The following is a 16,393-nucleotide window of genomic DNA, read 5'->3' on the forward strand; positions in this document are numbered from 1 at the left end:
AGGATCACAGCGCTGACAATCTGCGTGGTTGACCTAATCAGTCATCCAGCGGATAGGTCCGGCCCAAATATACCCGCCCGAGAAACTCCGATGACCACAGACACCAAATTCCACCCCGACACCGCCTGGCAGGCCGAAATTCGCGCCGGCGTGCGCCACGTGCGCGATCTGGCGCCCCTGCCGTTGTCGCCAGCTGAGCGCGCGGCGGCGCAAGCGGCGGCCGCGAACCACAAGGTGCGTGCGCCCAAAGCCTATCTCGACCTGATCGACTGGAATGACCCCGCCGATCCGATCCGGGCGCAGGTCATCCCATCACCGGGCGAACTGGAGGAGGTGGAAGGCGAGCTCGACGATCCGATCGCCGACCATGACTTCAGCCCGGTGCCCAGGCTCACGCATCGCCATGCCGACCGGGTGCTGTTGTTTCCGACCTATCAATGCGCGGTCTATTGCCGGTTCTGCTTCCGCAAGGAATCGCTAACCTCGATCGGCCGGGGCTATACGCGTGAGGCGCTGGAGCCGGCGCTGGCCTATATCGCCGACCACCCCGAAATCCGCGAGGTGATCCTGACCGGTGGCGATCCGCTCTCCTTGCCCGACAAGGTACTGGCTGAAATCTTCGCGCGCATCGAAGCCATTGCGCATGTGCGGCTGCTGCGCATCCATACGCGCGTGCCGGTGGTGCTGCCGTCGCGCATTACATCAGGGCTCGTCGCGGCGCTGCAGGGCCGGCTGATGGTCACTGTCGTCACCCATTTCAACCACGCGCGCGAGATCACCGACGCAACCGAGGTGGCCTGCCGCACGCTTCGGCAAGCCGGCTTCGTGCTGCTGAACCAGAGCGTTCTGCTCAAGGGCGTCAACGACAGCATCGAGGCGCTGGAAGAACTCTGCCGCGAGCTGATGTACCGCCTCGGCGTCAAACCCTACTACCTGCACCATGGCGACCTCGCGCGCGGCATGGCGCACCGGCGCACGACGATTGCGCAGGGACAGGCGCTGACTGAAGCGCTGCGCGCGCGGCTGTCGGGCATCTGCAACCCCGTCTATGTGCTCGACCTGCCGGAAGGGGGCGGCAAGGTGCCGATCGGGCCTTGCCATGTCGAGGGACGGGACGGCGAGAACTGGCGGCTGCGCGGGCTCGATGGCGAGGTGAGGGCGTATACGGAGGTCGTTGGCCAATAGGGCTGCGCGCTACCGTGCGTTTTTCTCGACAAATGCCAGCACCACCACGCGCGGGGCAACGCAGTAGGCGAGGCTGGCCTTGCGGCCCGTCTTCGTCGTCGCGCAGCCTGCGTTCAGGTCGATGGTGATGTCCTCATAGCCCAGCACCTTGCGATCGAGCGGATAGACGGCCTTGTAGACGGCTTCCTTGGCGGCAAAGAGGATGCGGCCGGCAAGATGCCGGTCGGCTGCGTCCGTGCGGTCCGCGGGCGTTGTCACGAGCGCCAAAATGTCATCCGGGAGAGGCTGCGCGGGCTCGACGTCGATGCCGAGCGAGGCGATATCGCCAATCGGGGCAACCGCCGCCACGGCCATGTCGTCGTCGTGCGCGAGCGAACCGGTTATTCCGTCAGGCCAGACCGGCGCGCCGGTTGGCGAGCGCAGGATGGCGACGTCGCCAACGCCAAGCTCCGCCAGCAGTCCGTGCGCGATCCACCGGGCCGCGCCGCTGGCGCGCCGCATGCCAGGCTGACGCGCGGGGATGGAATGCGCTTCCCCAGGCAGCAGATGGGCGTCGTCGCCGTCGCGGATCATCCGGCATCCGATCCGGACTCCCGATGGTGCGATGGCGGCGATCGCTTCGGCCAAGGCGATTTCCTCGAGCAGCCGCATCACGACTCGTGCGTCCGGGGCCGGCAAAGCGAGATCGGCTATCATTTCTCCGTCCTCGTCGAGCCCTTCTTCGACGAAACCGGCGCTGCGATAGAGATTTCGCGCCGCATCGTTCTCCGGTTCGTAGCAGATCGAGACGTGGCTGATGTGGCTGAGCCCCTGGATTTCGTCCAGCACCTTACGCAGCGCGGCCTTGCCGTAGCCTTTGCCCTGAGCGGCGCGGTCGATCATGAAGCGGTAGATGCGTGCCTCGTCGTCATCCGGAGGAGCCTCGTACATCAGGAAACCGACGACACGATCCCCGGCCATGACGACCCGTGGCCGGGCGTCTTCGTCAGTCCCGGCTTCTTCCAGCGAGTCCGCATTGCCGGCGACGAAATCCCTCTGCTCCGGCGCCAGTTCCAAGGCCGTGACCAGGGCCCGGTTGGCCTCGGTCACGGCAACGAGACGGATATCTCCGGTGTTCAAGCCGATGCCCTTCGTCAAGCCGAGGCCCAGGCCGATACCTTGGAGCCATCGTCGGTGATCGGCTCGACGAAGCGGTGCAGCTTGGCCGGGTTGCCCCGCCATATGGAGTTGGGCTCCAGCTCTTCGCCCTTCATGACGAAGGAGTCGACATCGACCACCGAGCCTTCGCCCATCACCACGCCGTAATGGACAAAGGCTGAAGGTCCGAGCGTGCAGCCCTTGCCGATGCGGATGAAGTCGGACTTGAACGCGCCTTCTTCCAGCGAATGGGCCTGGATGACGCAGCCCTCGTTGAGGGTGGCGTCGTCGCCGATCTCCACCAGCGAGCGTTCGGTCAGATTGCTGCCGCCGTCATAGACCCGTTTGCCGACCTTGACGCCGAGCAGGCGCAGGATCATCGGCCGGAACGGCGTGCCGGCGAACAGCCGCACGATCGGCGAATCCGCCAGCTTCCAGTGGCGCTCTTGGCGCCAGAACGCGACGTCGTAGATCGTCGTCATCTGCGGCTTTAGCCGGCCGAAACCAAGGCTTGCCCGTTCCACGAAGATGTAGAACGGAATGGTGATCGCCGAGGTCAGGAGCACGGCGACGAACAGCGCGACTTCAGCCCATTCGGTGTAGTAGTTCAGCGCCCGGTCCCAGATCGCCAGCGTGGCGAACAGCATGACCCATTGCGTTGCCACGAACAGCAGGATCGTCACCAGATTGTGGCGGTTCTTGTGCGGGATGCGCCGGCGCCGGTCGTCCTCGTCGACACCGGCAATGAGTTCCTTGTCGCGGTTCACCATGCGTGGGATTTCAAAGGCAGGCGAGCCCAAGAGCCCGACATTCTCGCGCAGCGGCCCGTCGATGGGGATCATCACCTTGGTGCCGAGCAGGACGTTGTCGCCCGTGCGCCCGTCCGGCGGATAGTAGATGTTGTTGCCGAGATAGTTGCGTTCGCCGATGCGCGTCGGCTCGAGCCGGAAGGCGGAGGCGGATTTGTGCATGTTGATCATGAACAGCCCGTCCGAGACCATGGTCTCGGTGCCGATCTCGCACAGAAGCGGGTTTTCGTGCTGCTGGTTCGAGCCGAAGTTGGAACCGGTCTGCACCACCTTGTTGAGGTTCCAGCCGATGGCGCTGATATAGTGCACGATGGCCGAGCTGTCGCCGAACAGGAGGCCCAGGACGCGGGAGTTGCTCGAGAATTCGGCGACGGTCTGCAGCCAGTAGCGGAAGCCGTAGAGCGTGTAGGTGCGGCCTGGCTTCAACAGCAGGCTGACCAGGCGCGGGACCAGCGTCGCCGCCAGGAAGGATGCGGCCATGTAGCCGAACAGCGTGACCGTGGTGCCGATCGCGACGACGCCGATGGTCTCCTGGTAGTCGTCGCCGACGTTTTCCCAATAGCTGTGGAACAAGAGCGGCAAGGGAGTGACGATGGCAAACAGCCCGATCAGCTGAACCGCTTCGAACAGGAAGCGCCGGATGTTGGACGGATCGACATTGCGCACCTTGCAATAGTCGGCCGAGGTCGGCACGGCCGGCGAGCCATGCCATCGTTCGCCGTCGGGGATGCTTTGGCCGCGGTGCAACGAGGACGAATGGCCGAGCTGGGCGCCGTCGCCGATCCTGGTGTCGATGTCGAGCGTCGAGCCGACACCGACAAAGGCGTCGCGGCCGATGGTCAGCGGCCCGGTGTGGATATAGCCGGACTGCGCCCGGAAGCCGAGAATCATCGATTCCTTGCGCAGGATAGTGTTGGCGCCGATCGAAATGAGATCCGTGCAGACGGGCACGGATTTCGATTCGATGACGGCGTTCTTGCCAAGCTTGGTGCCGAGAAGCTGCAGATAGATGCTGTAGAGCGGGCTGCCGCGGAACAGCACGACGGGCGCGGTGCGGATCAATGTCTTGACCACCCAGAAGCGGAAGTAACGCACGCCCCAGATGGGAAACGCCTCCGCCTTCCAGCGGCCGACGAGCACCCATTTGGCGATGACGGCAAAGCCCGACATGCCGAAGAACACGGCGGCCGAAAGCGCCACGCACCTGATGTACAGCTGCAGCGGATCGTCGAGCGCGTCATACATCCAGTTGAGGCCGTCATTGACCGCCCACAGGGCGCCATAGCTGTAGAGCGCGTAGAACAGCAGCTGTGCGGCGCCGCAGGTCCAGTAGGCGAAATTCGAGGCCCGGCGGGTGAGGACGGGCTCGTTGGTGGCCGTCGCCATCTCGTCCGCCACGCCCAGGTGAAGCGCGAGCCGCGCCACGGTCGGGTGGAGATAGATGTCGCGCATCGACGCCGTCGCCCATTCCTTCCTGGTGCGCACGCGGGCGCAGAAATGCGCCATCAGCAGCGAGTTGGCGCCGAGATCGTCGAAGAAATTGTCCTCGACGGACACGTCTTCGAATTTCAATACGGCGGCCAGTGCGTCGGCCAGGAAACGCTCGTCGTCATTGCCGGGCGCGACCATGGCGCGATCGCCCGAAAGCCGCACACTTGTCGGTTTCGGCAGCTGGCGCAAATCCACCTTGTTGGAAACCGTCATCGGGATGGCCGGCAGTTCCTCCAGATAGGAGGGCACCATGTAGTCGGGCAGGCGCCGCTTCATCGTCCTGGCGAGGTCAGCGCGCGAGATCTCCGGTTGGCCGGCCTTCGCAGCGTAATAGGCGACGAGTTCGACGCGACCGGGCTCGATCTCCCAAGTGGTGACGGCGGCCTGGGCGATTTCGGGCTGGTCGAGCAGCACCGCCTCGATCTCGCCGAGCTCGATGCGGTAGCCGCGGATCTTCACCTGGGTGTCGATGCGGCCGGCATACTCGATCTCGCTTTGGTCGTTGATGCGGCCAAGGTCGCCCGTCCGGTAGATGCGCTTCGACGGGTTGTTCGGCAGGCCGACGAAATCGGCGATGAATTTCTGTTCGGTCAGGTCCGGCCTGTTGAGATAGCCGACCGCGAGCCCGATGCCGGCAATGCCGATCTCGCCCAGTTCGCCCGGCTCGGCGAGCTGCGGCAGCGAAGCGTCGAGGATGACGATGGAGTAGGTCGGCAGCGGCGCGCCGATGGTGACGGGACTGTCCGGCGTCAGCGCGCCCATTGTAGCGGTGACGGTCGCCTCGGTCGGCCCATAGGTGTTCAGGATCTGCCGCCCCGGCTTCGACCAGCGCACCACCAGATTGTGCGGGCAGGCCTCGCCGCCGACCAGCAGCGTGCGCAGGCTGGGCACATCTGACGTCATCGACGACAGCAGCGTCGGGCTGCAGGCGATGCAGGTGATGTCATGGAGCCGCAGGAAATCGGCCAGTTCCTCGCCCACCAGCGGCATCTGGCCCGGTGCCGGCACCACCGTAGCGCCGGCGACGAACGGCACCCAGATCTCTTCGGAGGAAAAGTCGAAGGCGATGGTCATGCCCTGGTAGACGCGATCGCCCGGCCGGTAGCCGTAGGAGGCGGCGGCGACGCGGATGAAATTGACGAAACTCTGGTGCTTGATGACCACGCCCTTGGGCTTGCCTGTGGTGCCCGAGGTGTAGAGGATGTAGCAGGTGTCGTCCGAAGTCTTCGCATTCGGCTTCAGCGGCGCGTCGGATTGCTTGGAGATCTCGGCGGCCGCGCTGTCGATCAGCAGATGCGGAACCGGCAGCTGACCGGCGCGCGACGCATAGGCGGCGATGGTGACGATCAGGCTGACGCCGGCGTCTTCGATGATGAGCGCCATCCGCTCCTCGGGAAAAGCGGTGGCCAGCGGCACGAAGGCAGCACCTGCCTTCATCACCGCGAGCAGCGCGACATAGGTCTCCGCCGAGCGGTCGAGGAGAAGCCCGACGCGGTGGCCCGGTCGCACGCCGCGCTTGACCAGCAGGCGGGCGAACTGGTTGGCCCGGCTGTCCAGTTCACGATAGGTCCAGACACGCCCGTCGGAGATCACCGCCGGCAGCGCTGCAAACATTTCGGCGAGCTGTTCGAAGACGGTGTCGAGCCGCTCGACGGGGAGGCCGTGCCGGGCAAAGTCGGCGCCCGTCAGGATTTGCCCGCGCCTGGCTGTCGCGGGGGCCGTTTTTACCAGCGCATCGACACCTGCCAGGCCGCTTTCCAGCCCCGATCGTTCGGCGTCCAGTTCGGCGATGTCGACACCGTGATCCATTTCCATACTTTCCCGTCCAGGCCGGGCATCGCCCGGCATGGCCATTTTTCCAGTTGTTGTGGGATGCTTATGCCATCCGATTTTTTCGGCAGTTTTTCCGAACTGTTGAATATTGTTTCTGAACTGTGTCTGGGCGCTCCTTTGAGCCTCCCTTGGCGGCTCTTGCCGGGCCCGCCCGGGGGCAGCGACGGCGCGTGCGCTTGGCCGTTTTTCTGGAACCAGCCTTGAGGCCCCGCATTCTATGAACAGGGACTTAAGGAGCGTGTCGTGAAAGCGGTTTTGGGACTGGTCTGCGGCTTCGTGCTGACCCTTGCGGTCTTCGGCAGCGGACTGGGCTTCGCCGCTTGGCTGCTTGCCGCGAAGCCGCCGCGCCAGGCAACGGCCACCGTCAGCGTGGCGGAGCTGTGGACCAAGAAGGCGCGGCCGGTGAACAAAGCCGGGCAGGGTCTCGAACGCCTGCCGGCCAAACAGTCCGCGCCGCCCGACATCCCCGCCAAACCGCAGGAAACACCGCCCGACCCCACCGTCACCGGCGCCATCGCGCCCAAGACGACCGGATTGCCGCCTCCGCATCTCGCCTGGTGCGCCAGCCGCTATCGCTCCTACCACCCGGACGACAACAGCTATCGCTCCTACAGCGGGCAGCTGCGCCCCTGCATCTCGCCCTATCTTCAAGCCGCCGGTCAGGTCGGCCAGCCGGTTGCCGGCGATGGCGGCGAAAACGGCGCCGGCCTGGGCGTCTACGTTGCCGGCGATGGTGGCGGCGAAGCACTTTCGGCCGACCACGTAGATTACTGCTTCAGCCGCTACCGTTCCTACCGCCCGGAAGACAACTCCTACCAGCCCTATTCCGGCGGCCCGAGGCGGCAATGCCAGTAGAGCCCGCGCGCCGCACGATCCGATCGAGCGGATTTTCCGGAGCGTTCGCATTGGCGCGGCGTTCAACCCTGACCCGAAGGAGGACTGACCATGAGCGACGACCGGGACGACAGAATTCGTGAGCGCGCCTACCAGATCTGGGAACGGGAAGGCCGCATGCAAGGCGACCCTGAACGGCACTGGCACCAGGCCGAGGCCGAGATCGACCGCGAGGCGGCCCTGCCGCTGACGGCGGATGACGCACTGCCTGAAACCGGGGAGATCGCCAGCACCGACGTGCTGGAGGTTGAGGCGCTGGCGGTGCGCACCGGCATATCGGGCGACGAGGCACAGGAACTGATCGACCGCCTCGGCAACGACCGCGCCGCGGTGGAGCAAGCCGCCCGCGGCCTCAAGGCCAAAAGGCGGCGAAACCCCGATGAGGGACTGGCGAAATGATCGGAAGCTGAAGAACGGAATACCGGCTGGATTGCGCGGCGGCCCCGAAAGCCCGCGCCTCTGGCGGAGGACGCGGGCCGATCGGACGGCCGATCTTCGGCAGGCGATGGAGGGCACCACCTGCCGCACAGATCAACAATTAGTTATGGCTAATGTTCCGTCAAGTTGGATCTAATTTACTTTCGTTGAAATGTCGGCCTCCACCGCAGTTGCGCCGCTGGCCTTTGGTCGGAAATGCATGTGTCCGGGCAGGCAGTTTGTGTCGATGTTGATAGGAATTTTTTCTTGACTGGTGAGGGCAGCTATGCTACATTTTTGCCTATGGTGCTGATTTGCGCCGGTGACCCGCCGCGCAGGCGGGTTTTTGCGTTTTGGCCGGCGCTTCGTCAAATCAGGGACGTATTTCGTGGATCGCGAGGACGATCAGGGCAGTGCCAGCCAAGCCCTCAATGGAGCGGGTGATCGCTTCGAATAGACGCGACCTGCCTTCGACAAACCTCACCAGGCGTTCGCGTAACAGGATCGAGAGAACTGCGACGGCTGACAACGTGATCGCCACGCCGATCATCATTGTGCCGGCGAACAGAATGCCGGCCGCCGGCACGCCGCGCGTGATCGCAAATGTCATGACGAATAGGGTGAGCGGACAAGGAATTAGTCCGGCCATGACTCCGACGGCTTCACCTTCGTGCTTGTGATGGCGCCCATGACTGAGTGCTCGCCACAGCATCCATAGTCCGATCAACCCAAGCAGTCCGCGGCTGATGTCTTCCAGCAGCGGAGCGCGGCCAACGCTTCCCAGGGCAATTGAGACGAGAGGCAACGAGAGAGCTGCGATCATCACCGCAATCGTCACATGCGTGAAGGAAAGTGTCAGTGATACGAGAAGGCCGCGCGAAACCTTCGCGTCTGAACCAGCTAGATATGTCGCGAGTACAGCCTTGCTGTGCCCAGGGGTCAAGGCGTGCGCCGCACCGAATAGAACCCCCATCGGCAGGAAGGCCATGAATGCCAGCCAATCGCCACCGGCCGAAAGCAGCTTGATCTGCTCGGCCAGCGCCAGGTAGATCGTACGCTGGAATTCGACAATCGTTTGGAACAAGGCCATCGAAACGGCTCCGCTTCAGCCGCACGTCAATTCAAGGCGCGTCGCGAAAATTTTGCCGAGATCGGTCCCCGTCGGGTCGCTAAAGAACGCGTCTGTCAGGCTCTTCTGGTTCTGCGCGATGGCCGTGTCCGGATCGGGACGCACGACCGCGCGCGAGCAGGCTTCAGGCAGGCCAGCCACAGCAATCTTGTCGTCGTCGGTAAAATCGATCGCCGTGTAGAAGGTCGGGTCATAGACGCCGATGCTGACTTTTCCAGCAAGAGCCAACGAGTCCTTCGGCTGCGTTTCGAACTGGACAACGAGCTGATCATTCTCAAAGCTGACGCTGAATTTCGGTGGCGGCGCCATCGTCACGTCCTTGCCGTTCAAGGTCACCATCTGAAAGTAGTTGTACTCGGCCAGCGACGCATGGACGGTGATAGCAACCTCATCGAGTTCCTTTGCATCAAGGACAAGGTCGGAATTCTTGTCGAATTCCATCAGCACAGTGCTGGAAAAGAGGTCGTCGAAACGCCAGAGATGCCGAAGCGACTTAACGGTCCTGTCTGGACCGACGGTCAGGTCGAGCTTCGCTTCGGCAAAGACATGCGGATGGGCGTTCGCCGCCGCGGCGGAAGCGAGCAACAGCGCGACGCCTGATACCATGCCTGTCGGTCGCATTTTCACTCGCACTTCATCGTTTCCGGTCAGGCAGCACGTCTGGCATTGCAAGCAGGCCGAAATGGGACATGCGGTTAAGGTGGCCCGCAAGATCAAATCACGGTCAGCGTCATGGCGGCAAGAACAAGATAACGGCCGACCTTGGCCGCAGTGACCAGCAAGAGGAAAACCCGAAAAGGCTCGCGCAGGACGCCCGCGACGACGGTCAGCGGATCACCGACAATCGGCAGCCAACTCAGCAGGAGCGACCACTTCCCGTAACGGCGATACCACACTTGCGCGCGGTTTAGTTGCGTTTGGTTCGCCGGAAACCACCGCCGGTCCCGAAAGCGCTCAATGCCTCGGCCGAGCAACCAGTTGATCACCGACCCAAGCACGTTGCCGACGCTCGCGACTCCGATTAGCAACCAGGGCGAATAATCCGCAAGCAAGAGCCCGATCAGCACCGCTTCCGATTGCATCGGCAAGATCGTCGCGGCGATGAAGGCTGCCAGGAAAAGACCAGCGTAGGCTGCGAGATCGGTCATTGAACAGCGTATCTGTCTGTCGACCTAATAATGGTGACCTTCGGGTTCGACCATCTTGAACGGCAGCACCTGTTCGCGATCTTTCGCAGTCAGCACTAGCCTTGCCTGGAATTGATGCGGCTCGGCCGGAGCCACCGAGCTCTCAAGCCGATGATGGTTGTCAGCGACAGGCTCAAGGCGAAGCGTCTCCGTCCCGTTGGGCCGGTCGATGAATACCGTCGCCGTCAGATCGTCGACATGCCGATCGACGGTCAGCAGCATCCGCTCGCCAGCCGGTGTATCGACGATTTCCAATGTCCCTTCAGCCAGATCGCAGGCGACCTTGAAGGGCTCCGGCGGATGATGGTGAGCATGAGAGGTTTCCGCGCCAGTGACGGCCGGGCTCACCAAGCGAACGTTGGCTTCGGCCAACGCCGGCAAGTGGGCGAACAGCTCCTCTTTGAGGGCTTCAGTTACACCCAGCACGTCGTTGGCCGTCGCCATCTCCGGAACACTGATTGCCACGTCCGCATGCAGGCGGTGGCCGATCCAGCGCGCCTGCACGCTTTGGACACGCTCGATGCCGGATACATGCTTGGCGGCATGATGGATTTCATCGACGATGCCAGGCTCGACGCCGTCGAGCATGCGGGTCAACACGGCTTTCGACGACTGCCATACGATGGCGAAGATCGCCAGCGTGATCAACAGTCCGATGATCGGATCGGCAAGCGGAAAGCCCAGCCACACGCCAATGGCGCCAAGCACGACCGCCAGACTGGTAAAGCCGTCGGTGCGGGCATGATAGCCGTCGGCGATCAGTGCCGCGCTGTTGATCTCGCGGCCGACACGGATACGAAACACGGCGACGGCCTCGTTGCCGATGAAGCCTATGATGCCGGCGATGGCGACCCAGCCAAGAAATGTGATGGGCTTCGGATTGATCAACCGGTCGATCGCCTCATAGCCGGCGACGAGGGCGCTGAAGAGGATGATCAGAACGATGACGATCCCGGCCAGATCCTCGACCCGGCCCACGCCGTAGGTGAATGTCTTGCTGGGTTTGCGGCGAGCCAGCAGGAAGGCGATCCACAGCGGAATGGCAGTGACGGCGTCGCCGACATTGTGGATCGTGTCGGCCAGCAGCGCCACGCTGCCGGAGAGGAGCACGATCACAAGCTGGAGCGCTGCCGTGATGGCCAGAACGACGAACGACCATTTGATCGCCCAGATGCCGCGCGTCGTCGTGGCGATCGTCGGATCGATGACGCCATGGGTGTGGCCATGGCCGCCATCACCGTGATCATGTCCGTGCCCGCCTATACCATGCGTCATCGGGCCAAACCCGAACCAATCGCGAACTTTGTCCATCATGGCGCTTCTCACAGGTACTTGGTGATATCCTTGAACTCGTCGATTGAGCGGCGCTGCTCGCGCGCCAGCGGCCCGACGACGTCTTCAAGGCAATGGTTGAGGTGATCCTGGATCAAGGTCTTCTTGGCCTGCGAAATGGCCTTCTCGACAGCATGAAGCTGTTGGGCGAGATCGAGGCAGGGCCGGGCCGCTTCGATCATTTCGATGACGCCCTTAAGATGTCCGTTGGCTCGTTTCAGGCGCTTGACGATATCGGGATGGGTTTCGTGGATGTGAGATTGCTCGCTCATGCCATTGATACTATCCTCCTGGAGAGGATATACAAGCCTCAAACTAGCCCCGATTCCGTGCATGTAACCACTCGTTAAGATTTTAGGGAATAATCGCCAAGCATGCCGAATTGGGTCCATAGCGCAGCCTTTCGCCTCGTCATCGCTTTCGCGATGGCGCTCGGCATGCTGCTCTCGCCTATGGGCGGTTCGATCTCGCACGATCCCATCGCGCTTGCTGCCGCCGAGGCCGCCCGCCATGCCGAACTGGCGGGACAGATCGAGACTCACGGGCACGTCCACGATGACGGTGCGACCGAGGAGCAGGGGCCCGGCCATTCCCATGGCCATAATCCGGCCGACCACTCGCACGAGACGGCGAGCACGCTTCCGGACTTCGCGCCGGCCGTCCCTGCGGCCGGGCGGAACTGGGTGATTTATCCGCCGTCCTTGCCCGATCCCGAAGCAAGCTCCCGGCTCGATCGCCCTCCGCGACCGATCCTCGCCGCATGATCGCGGCCGCTCGCGCGGCCACCCTCAACGACGAAGATTGGAATTCTCATGCAAGGACCCTGCTATCAGGGCCCGCCATGCTCGCCTTGCGCGCGCTGGCGGCCCGCCATTCCTATGTTGCTCGCTCTCCTGACCCTGCCTCTCCTGGCCGGAGCGGCGTTCGCCCATGCCGTCGCCGCCGGCGACAAGGGCTACATCCAGGAGATCTCGGGCATCAATCTCTTGCCCTTCATCTATCTCGGCGCCAAACACATGGTGACAGGATACGACCACATCCTGTTCCTGTTCGGCGTGATTTTCTTCCTCTACCGGATGAAGCACATCGGCATCTATGTCAGTCTGTTCGCGCTCGGCCACTCCACGACCATGCTGCTCGGCGTCTATTTCAACGTCGGGATCAACAGCTACGTCATCGACGCGGTCATCGGCCTGTCGGTCGTCTACAAGGCGCTCGACAACATGGGCGCTTTCCAAAGATGGCTTGGCTTCCAGCCGAACACCAAGATCGCGACCCTGATCTTCGGCTTCTTCCACGGCTTCGGCCTGTCGACCAAGATCATCGAATACGACATCTCGCCCGATGGCCTGGTGCCCAACCTGCTCGCCTTCAATGTCGGCGTCGAGATCGGCCAGCTTCTGGCGCTTGCCGCCATCCTGATCGTCATGGGCTTCTGGCGGCGGACCGATAGTTTCTGGCGGCACGCTTACGCCGCCAACACCGTCATGATGACCGCCGGGTTCGTGCTGATCGGATATCAGCTCACTGGCTTGTTTGTTTCCTGAACGTCAAGAGAAGGACTTCTCCATGTACAACACCGACATTCCGACCCGCGCCGAACTGCCGACCTCCAGGCAGCTGCTCCGCTCAACCGTCATCGCCATCATCGCAGCTGCCGCCATCCTCGTAACCATCGTGCTGCCTGCCGAATACGCCATCGATCCAACGGGCATCGGGCGGGCGCTCAATCTCACAGAGATGGGAGAGATCAAAACCCAGCTCGCCGACGAGGCGGAACGAGACCGTGCCGCCAGCCAGCAGGGCGAAGCTCCCGCTCCCGCCGCTCCCGATCAGGAATCGAGCCTGCTGGGACGCGTCTTCGCCGAATTGGTGATCGGTTCCGCCGCTGCCCAGTCAGCGCCAGCGGGACGCGCCGACGAGATATCGGTTACGCTGAAGCCGGGCGAAGGCGCGGAGGTCAAGCTTGCGATGGCGATCGGAGCCAAGGCGGTCTATTCATGGACGGCCAACGGAGCGGCAGTAAACTTCGACATGCACGGTGACGGCGGCGGGAAAACGATCAGTTACGAGAAGGGCCGCGCCGTGGCTGAGAGCTCAGGCGTGCTCGAAGCGGCTTTCGACGGCAATCACGGCTGGTTCTGGCGCAACCGGACCGATGCCGAGGTCACTGTGACGCTGAAGACGGACGGCGCTTATGCCGACATCAAACGCATGATGTGACGAAATGGTCGAACATGCCTTGTCCAATCGGGCAGGGCATGTTCGCTGCCGGGACGGCAGGACAAATACTCGCCGCCTTCCCACTTCAGCGGGCACGGCAAGGAGCGGAGTACCAACGGCCCGCGTCCCACCGCCGCAGGCATATCCGTGGTGCTGCGACGAGGCCATGTTATACATAGATTCCATCAACAGTACGTGGCGCATTCCGCCCAAAAGGAGATCATGTCTAGTCCCGATGGCAGTATTTACGATTTACTCGGAATATTCGCCGTACTTGCCCTCGTCGCCGCCAATGGGTTCTTTGTCGCGGCGGAATTTTCACTTGTCGCTGTCCGTCGCAGCCGCGTAACCGAACTAGTCAATTCGGGTCGGCTCAATGCCATCGCTTTGAAGCGCGCCGTCGACAACCTCGACGCCAATCTGGCGGCAACGCAGCTCGGCATCACCATATCCTCGCTGGCCCTTGGCTGGGTCGGCGAACCCGCGCTCGCCCATCTGATCGAGCCCTTGTTAAGCGCGTTGCCGGGATCGCTTGCCACGGCCAGTTCTCACGTGATCGCTGTCGCGATTTCCTTCGTCATCATAACGGCGCTGCATATCGTGCTCGGTGAGCTGGCGCCCAAGAGCCTGGCACTCCAGCGCAGCGAGGGGACCGCGCTCTGGGTGGTGCGTCCACTCGGGCTCTTCCTGTTTCTGCTGCGCCCGGCCATCATCGGTCTGAACGGTCTAGGCAACCTTGTGCTGCGCCTGTGCGGCCTGCGGCCGGGCACAGGCGAGGGATCCCTGCATTCGCCCGAAGAGCTGAAGCTGCTCGTCGCCGCAAGTCAGGAAGCCGGATTGCTCCACCAGACACAGCAGGAACTCGTCGAGCGCGTCTTCAACATAGGCGACCGACGTATCGCAGATATCATGACGCCGCGCCGCGACGTTGACTGGATCGATGCCGATGATAGTCCTGACGAGATTCTACGCACCATTCGGGACTGCCGCCATGAACAGCTGTTGGTCGGCCGAGGCGACATCGACGAACCGTTGGGCATGATCCTGAAGAAGGATCTCCTCGACCAGGTGCTCGACGGCAAGGCGCTCGATCCGATGGCGGTCATGCGCGAACCTGTGATCGTTCACGAGGGTACGCCGATCTTCCGCGTGCTCGATCAATTCAAGAGGGCCCCGGTGCGCCTGGCGATCGTCATCGACGAATATGGCAGCCTGGAGGGGATTGTCACCCAGACCGATCTGCTCGAAGCCATCGCCGGAGACCTGCCGGATCTGGACGGTGAAGACCCCGATGTCGTCGTGCGGGAGGACGGCTCCCTCCTGATCGACGGCATGATGCTGGCGCACGATGCCTTCGCGCGACTTGGCTTCAAGTCAGGATTGGCGGAGGGTGATTTTCACACATTCGCAGGCTTTGCCTTGTCCCAGCTTGGACACCTTCCTGAAGCTGGCGAGCACTTTGACTACGAGGGCTGGCGCGTCGAGATTCTGGACATGGACGGAAGGCGGATCGACAAGCTGCTCGCTCGCCGAGAACTGCCTACATCCACGCCTGCAGCCATTTGAGACAGGATACGCCAAGGATTCGGCACGAATGTAAAGGGTTCAGCGTTCGGGCGACCTACTTCTCCATGGCGCAGGACGGAGCACTACGCATCTGGTCGAGGAAAGCGTCGGTGCGCGGAGAGCGAATCTGCCGTTGCTGCATCAAGTCGACGATCTCGGCGTCAGGCGCTCGGAAGCCGATAGGAGGCAGACGAGTCGTCCTGTCGCGACATTGCCGGCGATGTGCCAGTCTGACTACAGGCGTCTAGCCAACTTCCAACCTCACGCGGGCTGCCAAGTAGCCACACCCTTATTAACCATTCGTTAACCATCCTCCCGCTAGCGTTTACCTCTCAGTAAGGATTCGCCAGCCGTGACCTTTGCCGCCCCCCTCGAGGCCAAATCCATTCGTTTTCGTGCCCGCTCTTTCGTCGCTTTCACGTTGACTCCGGAGGCGCCTTTGGACGTGTGGCTCGAGGGGCTGGATCACTGGATCGGCAACTCGCCGGGCTATTTTGCCGGGCGGCCGGTGGTGCTTGATCTCAACACCTTGAAGCCCGATGTCGCCGCGATCGAATCGCTGGTCGGCGTGCTTGGCCATCGTGGCATCCGCATCTACGCCATCGAGCTCGACGGCCACACCGCACTCGAGCCCAACCTGCCGCCGGTGCTGGTCGGCGCCAAGGAGGCGACGACGGATGGGTTGCTGCCCCGCGAGGCGCGGGCGGAGAGTTTCGACAAGGCCGAGGGCAGGGCGCCTAAACAACTCGCGGACGCAGTTAGCTCGGCCAAGGTCGGCGACGGCAAGGCTGGCGCAAGCAAGGCCGGCGATAGCGAGCCGCAGGTTGCGCAGGAGGTTTCGGGCACGCTGATGGTCAAGTCGCCGATCCGCTCCGGCCAGACGATCGTGCATCCGCATGGCGATGTCATCGTGCTGGGTTCGGTCGCTTCCGGGTCGGAGATCATCGCGGCGGGTTCGATCCATGTCTACGGCACGCTGCGCGGGCGCGCTTCGGCGGGTGCGCTGGGCAACAAAAGCGCGCGCATCTTCTGCCGCAAGAACGAGGCGGAACTGCTGGCGGTCGACGGCTGGTACGTCACCGCCGAGGAGATGGAAGGCGTTTCGCGCGGCAAGCCGGTGCAGGCATTTCTCGACGGGGACGCGCTGCGGGTTTCGACGCTGAGCTGACTTCGACCGGGCGGCGAGGGCC

The 16,393-nt window shown here is 63.0% G+C and carries 15 protein-coding genes; 8 read left to right on the forward strand and 7 right to left on the reverse strand.

What is annotated here, in order from left to right:
* Window positions 1-90 precede the first annotated feature (90 nt).
* A complete protein-coding gene (locus NKJ04_RS07390) occupies window positions 91-1,185 on the forward strand; it encodes a KamA family radical SAM protein (RefSeq protein ID WP_352674142.1) in 1,095 nt (364 codons plus the stop codon).
* Window positions 1,186-1,194: 9 nt separating this feature from the next.
* On the opposite strand, the gene NKJ04_RS07395 is transcribed toward NKJ04_RS07390, so the two are convergent.
* Both NKJ04_RS07395 and NKJ04_RS07400 read right to left on the reverse strand, forming a co-directional pair.
* Window positions 1,195-2,322 carry a GNAT family N-acetyltransferase gene (locus tag NKJ04_RS07395; protein ID WP_352674143.1) on the reverse strand — a complete coding sequence of 376 codons (1,128 nt, stop codon included), beginning with the start codon at window positions 2,320-2,322 and terminating at the stop codon, window positions 1,195-1,197.
* Window positions 2,319-6,437: a Pls/PosA family non-ribosomal peptide synthetase gene (locus NKJ04_RS07400; RefSeq protein ID WP_352674144.1), complete on the reverse strand. Its 4,119-nt coding sequence runs from the start codon at window positions 6,435-6,437 to the stop codon at window positions 2,319-2,321. Before NKJ04_RS07400 ends, NKJ04_RS07395 begins: the two co-directional genes overlap by 4 nt.
* A 261-nt stretch (window positions 6,438-6,698) precedes the next feature.
* Here NKJ04_RS07400 and NKJ04_RS07405 point away from each other — a divergent pair, with 261 nt between their 5' ends.
* Together NKJ04_RS07405 and NKJ04_RS07410 are read left to right on the forward strand one after the other, a co-directional pair.
* Window positions 6,699-7,310: a BA14K family protein gene (locus NKJ04_RS07405; protein ID WP_352674145.1), complete on the forward strand. Its 612-nt coding sequence runs from the start codon at window positions 6,699-6,701 to the stop codon at window positions 7,308-7,310.
* A 90-nt stretch (window positions 7,311-7,400) separates the two neighbouring features.
* Complete coding sequence (locus NKJ04_RS07410; RefSeq protein ID WP_352674146.1) at window positions 7,401-7,748, forward strand: DUF2934 domain-containing protein; 348 nt, start codon at window positions 7,401-7,403, stop codon at window positions 7,746-7,748.
* Window positions 7,749-8,139: 391 nt separating this feature from the next.
* Here NKJ04_RS07410 and NKJ04_RS07415 read toward each other — a convergent pair whose 3' ends face one another.
* The 5 genes from NKJ04_RS07415 to NKJ04_RS07435 all read right to left on the reverse strand — a co-directional run bounded on the left by NKJ04_RS07415 (window position 8,140) and on the right by NKJ04_RS07435 (window position 11,686).
* Window positions 8,140-8,850: a nickel/cobalt transporter gene (locus NKJ04_RS07415; protein ID WP_352674329.1), complete on the reverse strand. Its 711-nt coding sequence runs from the start codon at window positions 8,848-8,850 to the stop codon at window positions 8,140-8,142.
* A gap of 21 nt (window positions 8,851-8,871) precedes the next feature.
* Complete coding sequence (locus NKJ04_RS07420; protein WP_502897890.1) at window positions 8,872-9,528, reverse strand: DUF1007 family protein; 657 nt, start codon at window positions 9,526-9,528, stop codon at window positions 8,872-8,874.
* Window positions 9,529-9,608: 80 nt separating this feature from the next.
* Complete coding sequence (locus NKJ04_RS07425) at window positions 9,609-10,043, reverse strand: YqaA family protein (RefSeq protein WP_352674147.1); 435 nt, start codon at window positions 10,041-10,043, stop codon at window positions 9,609-9,611.
* A 24-nt stretch (window positions 10,044-10,067) separates the two neighbouring features.
* The gene (locus tag NKJ04_RS07430) at window positions 10,068-11,396 is read right to left on the reverse strand and encodes a cation diffusion facilitator family transporter (protein ID WP_352674148.1); all 1,329 of its coding nucleotides are present in this window, start codon (window positions 11,394-11,396) and stop codon (window positions 10,068-10,070) included.
* Window positions 11,397-11,404: 8 nt separating this feature from the next.
* On the reverse strand, window positions 11,405-11,686 hold the full coding sequence (locus NKJ04_RS07435; RefSeq protein ID WP_023813372.1) for a metal-sensing transcriptional repressor: 282 nt from the start codon (window positions 11,684-11,686) through the stop codon (window positions 11,405-11,407).
* A gap of 102 nt (window positions 11,687-11,788) precedes the next feature.
* On the opposite strand from NKJ04_RS07435, the gene NKJ04_RS07440 reads away from it, so the two are divergent.
* From NKJ04_RS07440 to minC, 5 genes are all read left to right on the forward strand, one after another.
* A complete protein-coding gene (locus tag NKJ04_RS07440) occupies window positions 11,789-12,178 on the forward strand; it encodes a hypothetical protein (protein WP_023813373.1) in 390 nt (129 codons plus the stop codon).
* 114 nt (window positions 12,179-12,292) lie between these two features.
* Window positions 12,293-12,961, forward strand: coding sequence for a HupE/UreJ family protein (locus NKJ04_RS07445; protein ID WP_352674150.1), 669 nt, complete (start codon window positions 12,293-12,295; stop codon window positions 12,959-12,961).
* Window positions 12,962-12,983: 22 nt separating this feature from the next.
* Window positions 12,984-13,637, forward strand: coding sequence for a hypothetical protein (locus NKJ04_RS07450; RefSeq protein ID WP_023813375.1), 654 nt, complete (start codon window positions 12,984-12,986; stop codon window positions 13,635-13,637).
* A 222-nt stretch (window positions 13,638-13,859) separates the two neighbouring features.
* Window positions 13,860-15,203, forward strand: a complete 1,344-nt coding sequence (locus tag NKJ04_RS07455) for a hemolysin family protein (protein WP_031213649.1) — start codon at window positions 13,860-13,862, stop codon at window positions 15,201-15,203.
* 352 nt (window positions 15,204-15,555) lie between these two features.
* Window positions 15,556-16,371 carry a septum site-determining protein MinC gene (minC, locus tag NKJ04_RS07460; RefSeq protein WP_352674152.1) on the forward strand — a complete coding sequence of 272 codons (816 nt, stop codon included), beginning with the start codon at window positions 15,556-15,558 and terminating at the stop codon, window positions 16,369-16,371.
* Window positions 16,372-16,393: the final 22 nt, after the last annotated feature.

Source organism: Mesorhizobium sp. M0618 (assembly GCF_040320765.1).
Taxonomy (GTDB): domain Bacteria; phylum Pseudomonadota; class Alphaproteobacteria; order Rhizobiales; family Rhizobiaceae; genus Mesorhizobium.

Coding starts and splice junctions, on each gene's coding strand:
- NKJ04_RS07435 (WP_023813372.1), bottom strand. CDS start 11,686: ATGAGCGAGCAATCTCACATCCACGAAACCCATCCCGATATCGTCAAG.
- NKJ04_RS07390 (WP_352674142.1), top strand. CDS start 91: ATGACCACAGACACCAAATTCCACCCCGACACCGCCTGGCAGGCCGAA.
- NKJ04_RS07410 (WP_352674146.1), top strand. CDS start 7,401: ATGAGCGACGACCGGGACGACAGAATTCGTGAGCGCGCCTACCAGATC.
- NKJ04_RS07440 (WP_023813373.1), top strand. CDS start 11,789: ATGCCGAATTGGGTCCATAGCGCAGCCTTTCGCCTCGTCATCGCTTTC.
- NKJ04_RS07450 (WP_023813375.1), top strand. CDS start 12,984: ATGTACAACACCGACATTCCGACCCGCGCCGAACTGCCGACCTCCAGG.
- NKJ04_RS07430 (WP_352674148.1), bottom strand. CDS start 11,396: ATGATGGACAAAGTTCGCGATTGGTTCGGGTTTGGCCCGATGACGCAT.
- NKJ04_RS07400 (WP_352674144.1), bottom strand. CDS start 6,437: ATGGAAATGGATCACGGTGTCGACATCGCCGAACTGGACGCCGAACGA.
- NKJ04_RS07445 (WP_352674150.1), top strand. CDS start 12,293: ATGTTGCTCGCTCTCCTGACCCTGCCTCTCCTGGCCGGAGCGGCGTTC.
- NKJ04_RS07455 (WP_031213649.1), top strand. CDS start 13,860: ATGTCTAGTCCCGATGGCAGTATTTACGATTTACTCGGAATATTCGCC.
- NKJ04_RS07425 (WP_352674147.1), bottom strand. CDS start 10,043: ATGACCGATCTCGCAGCCTACGCTGGTCTTTTCCTGGCAGCCTTCATC.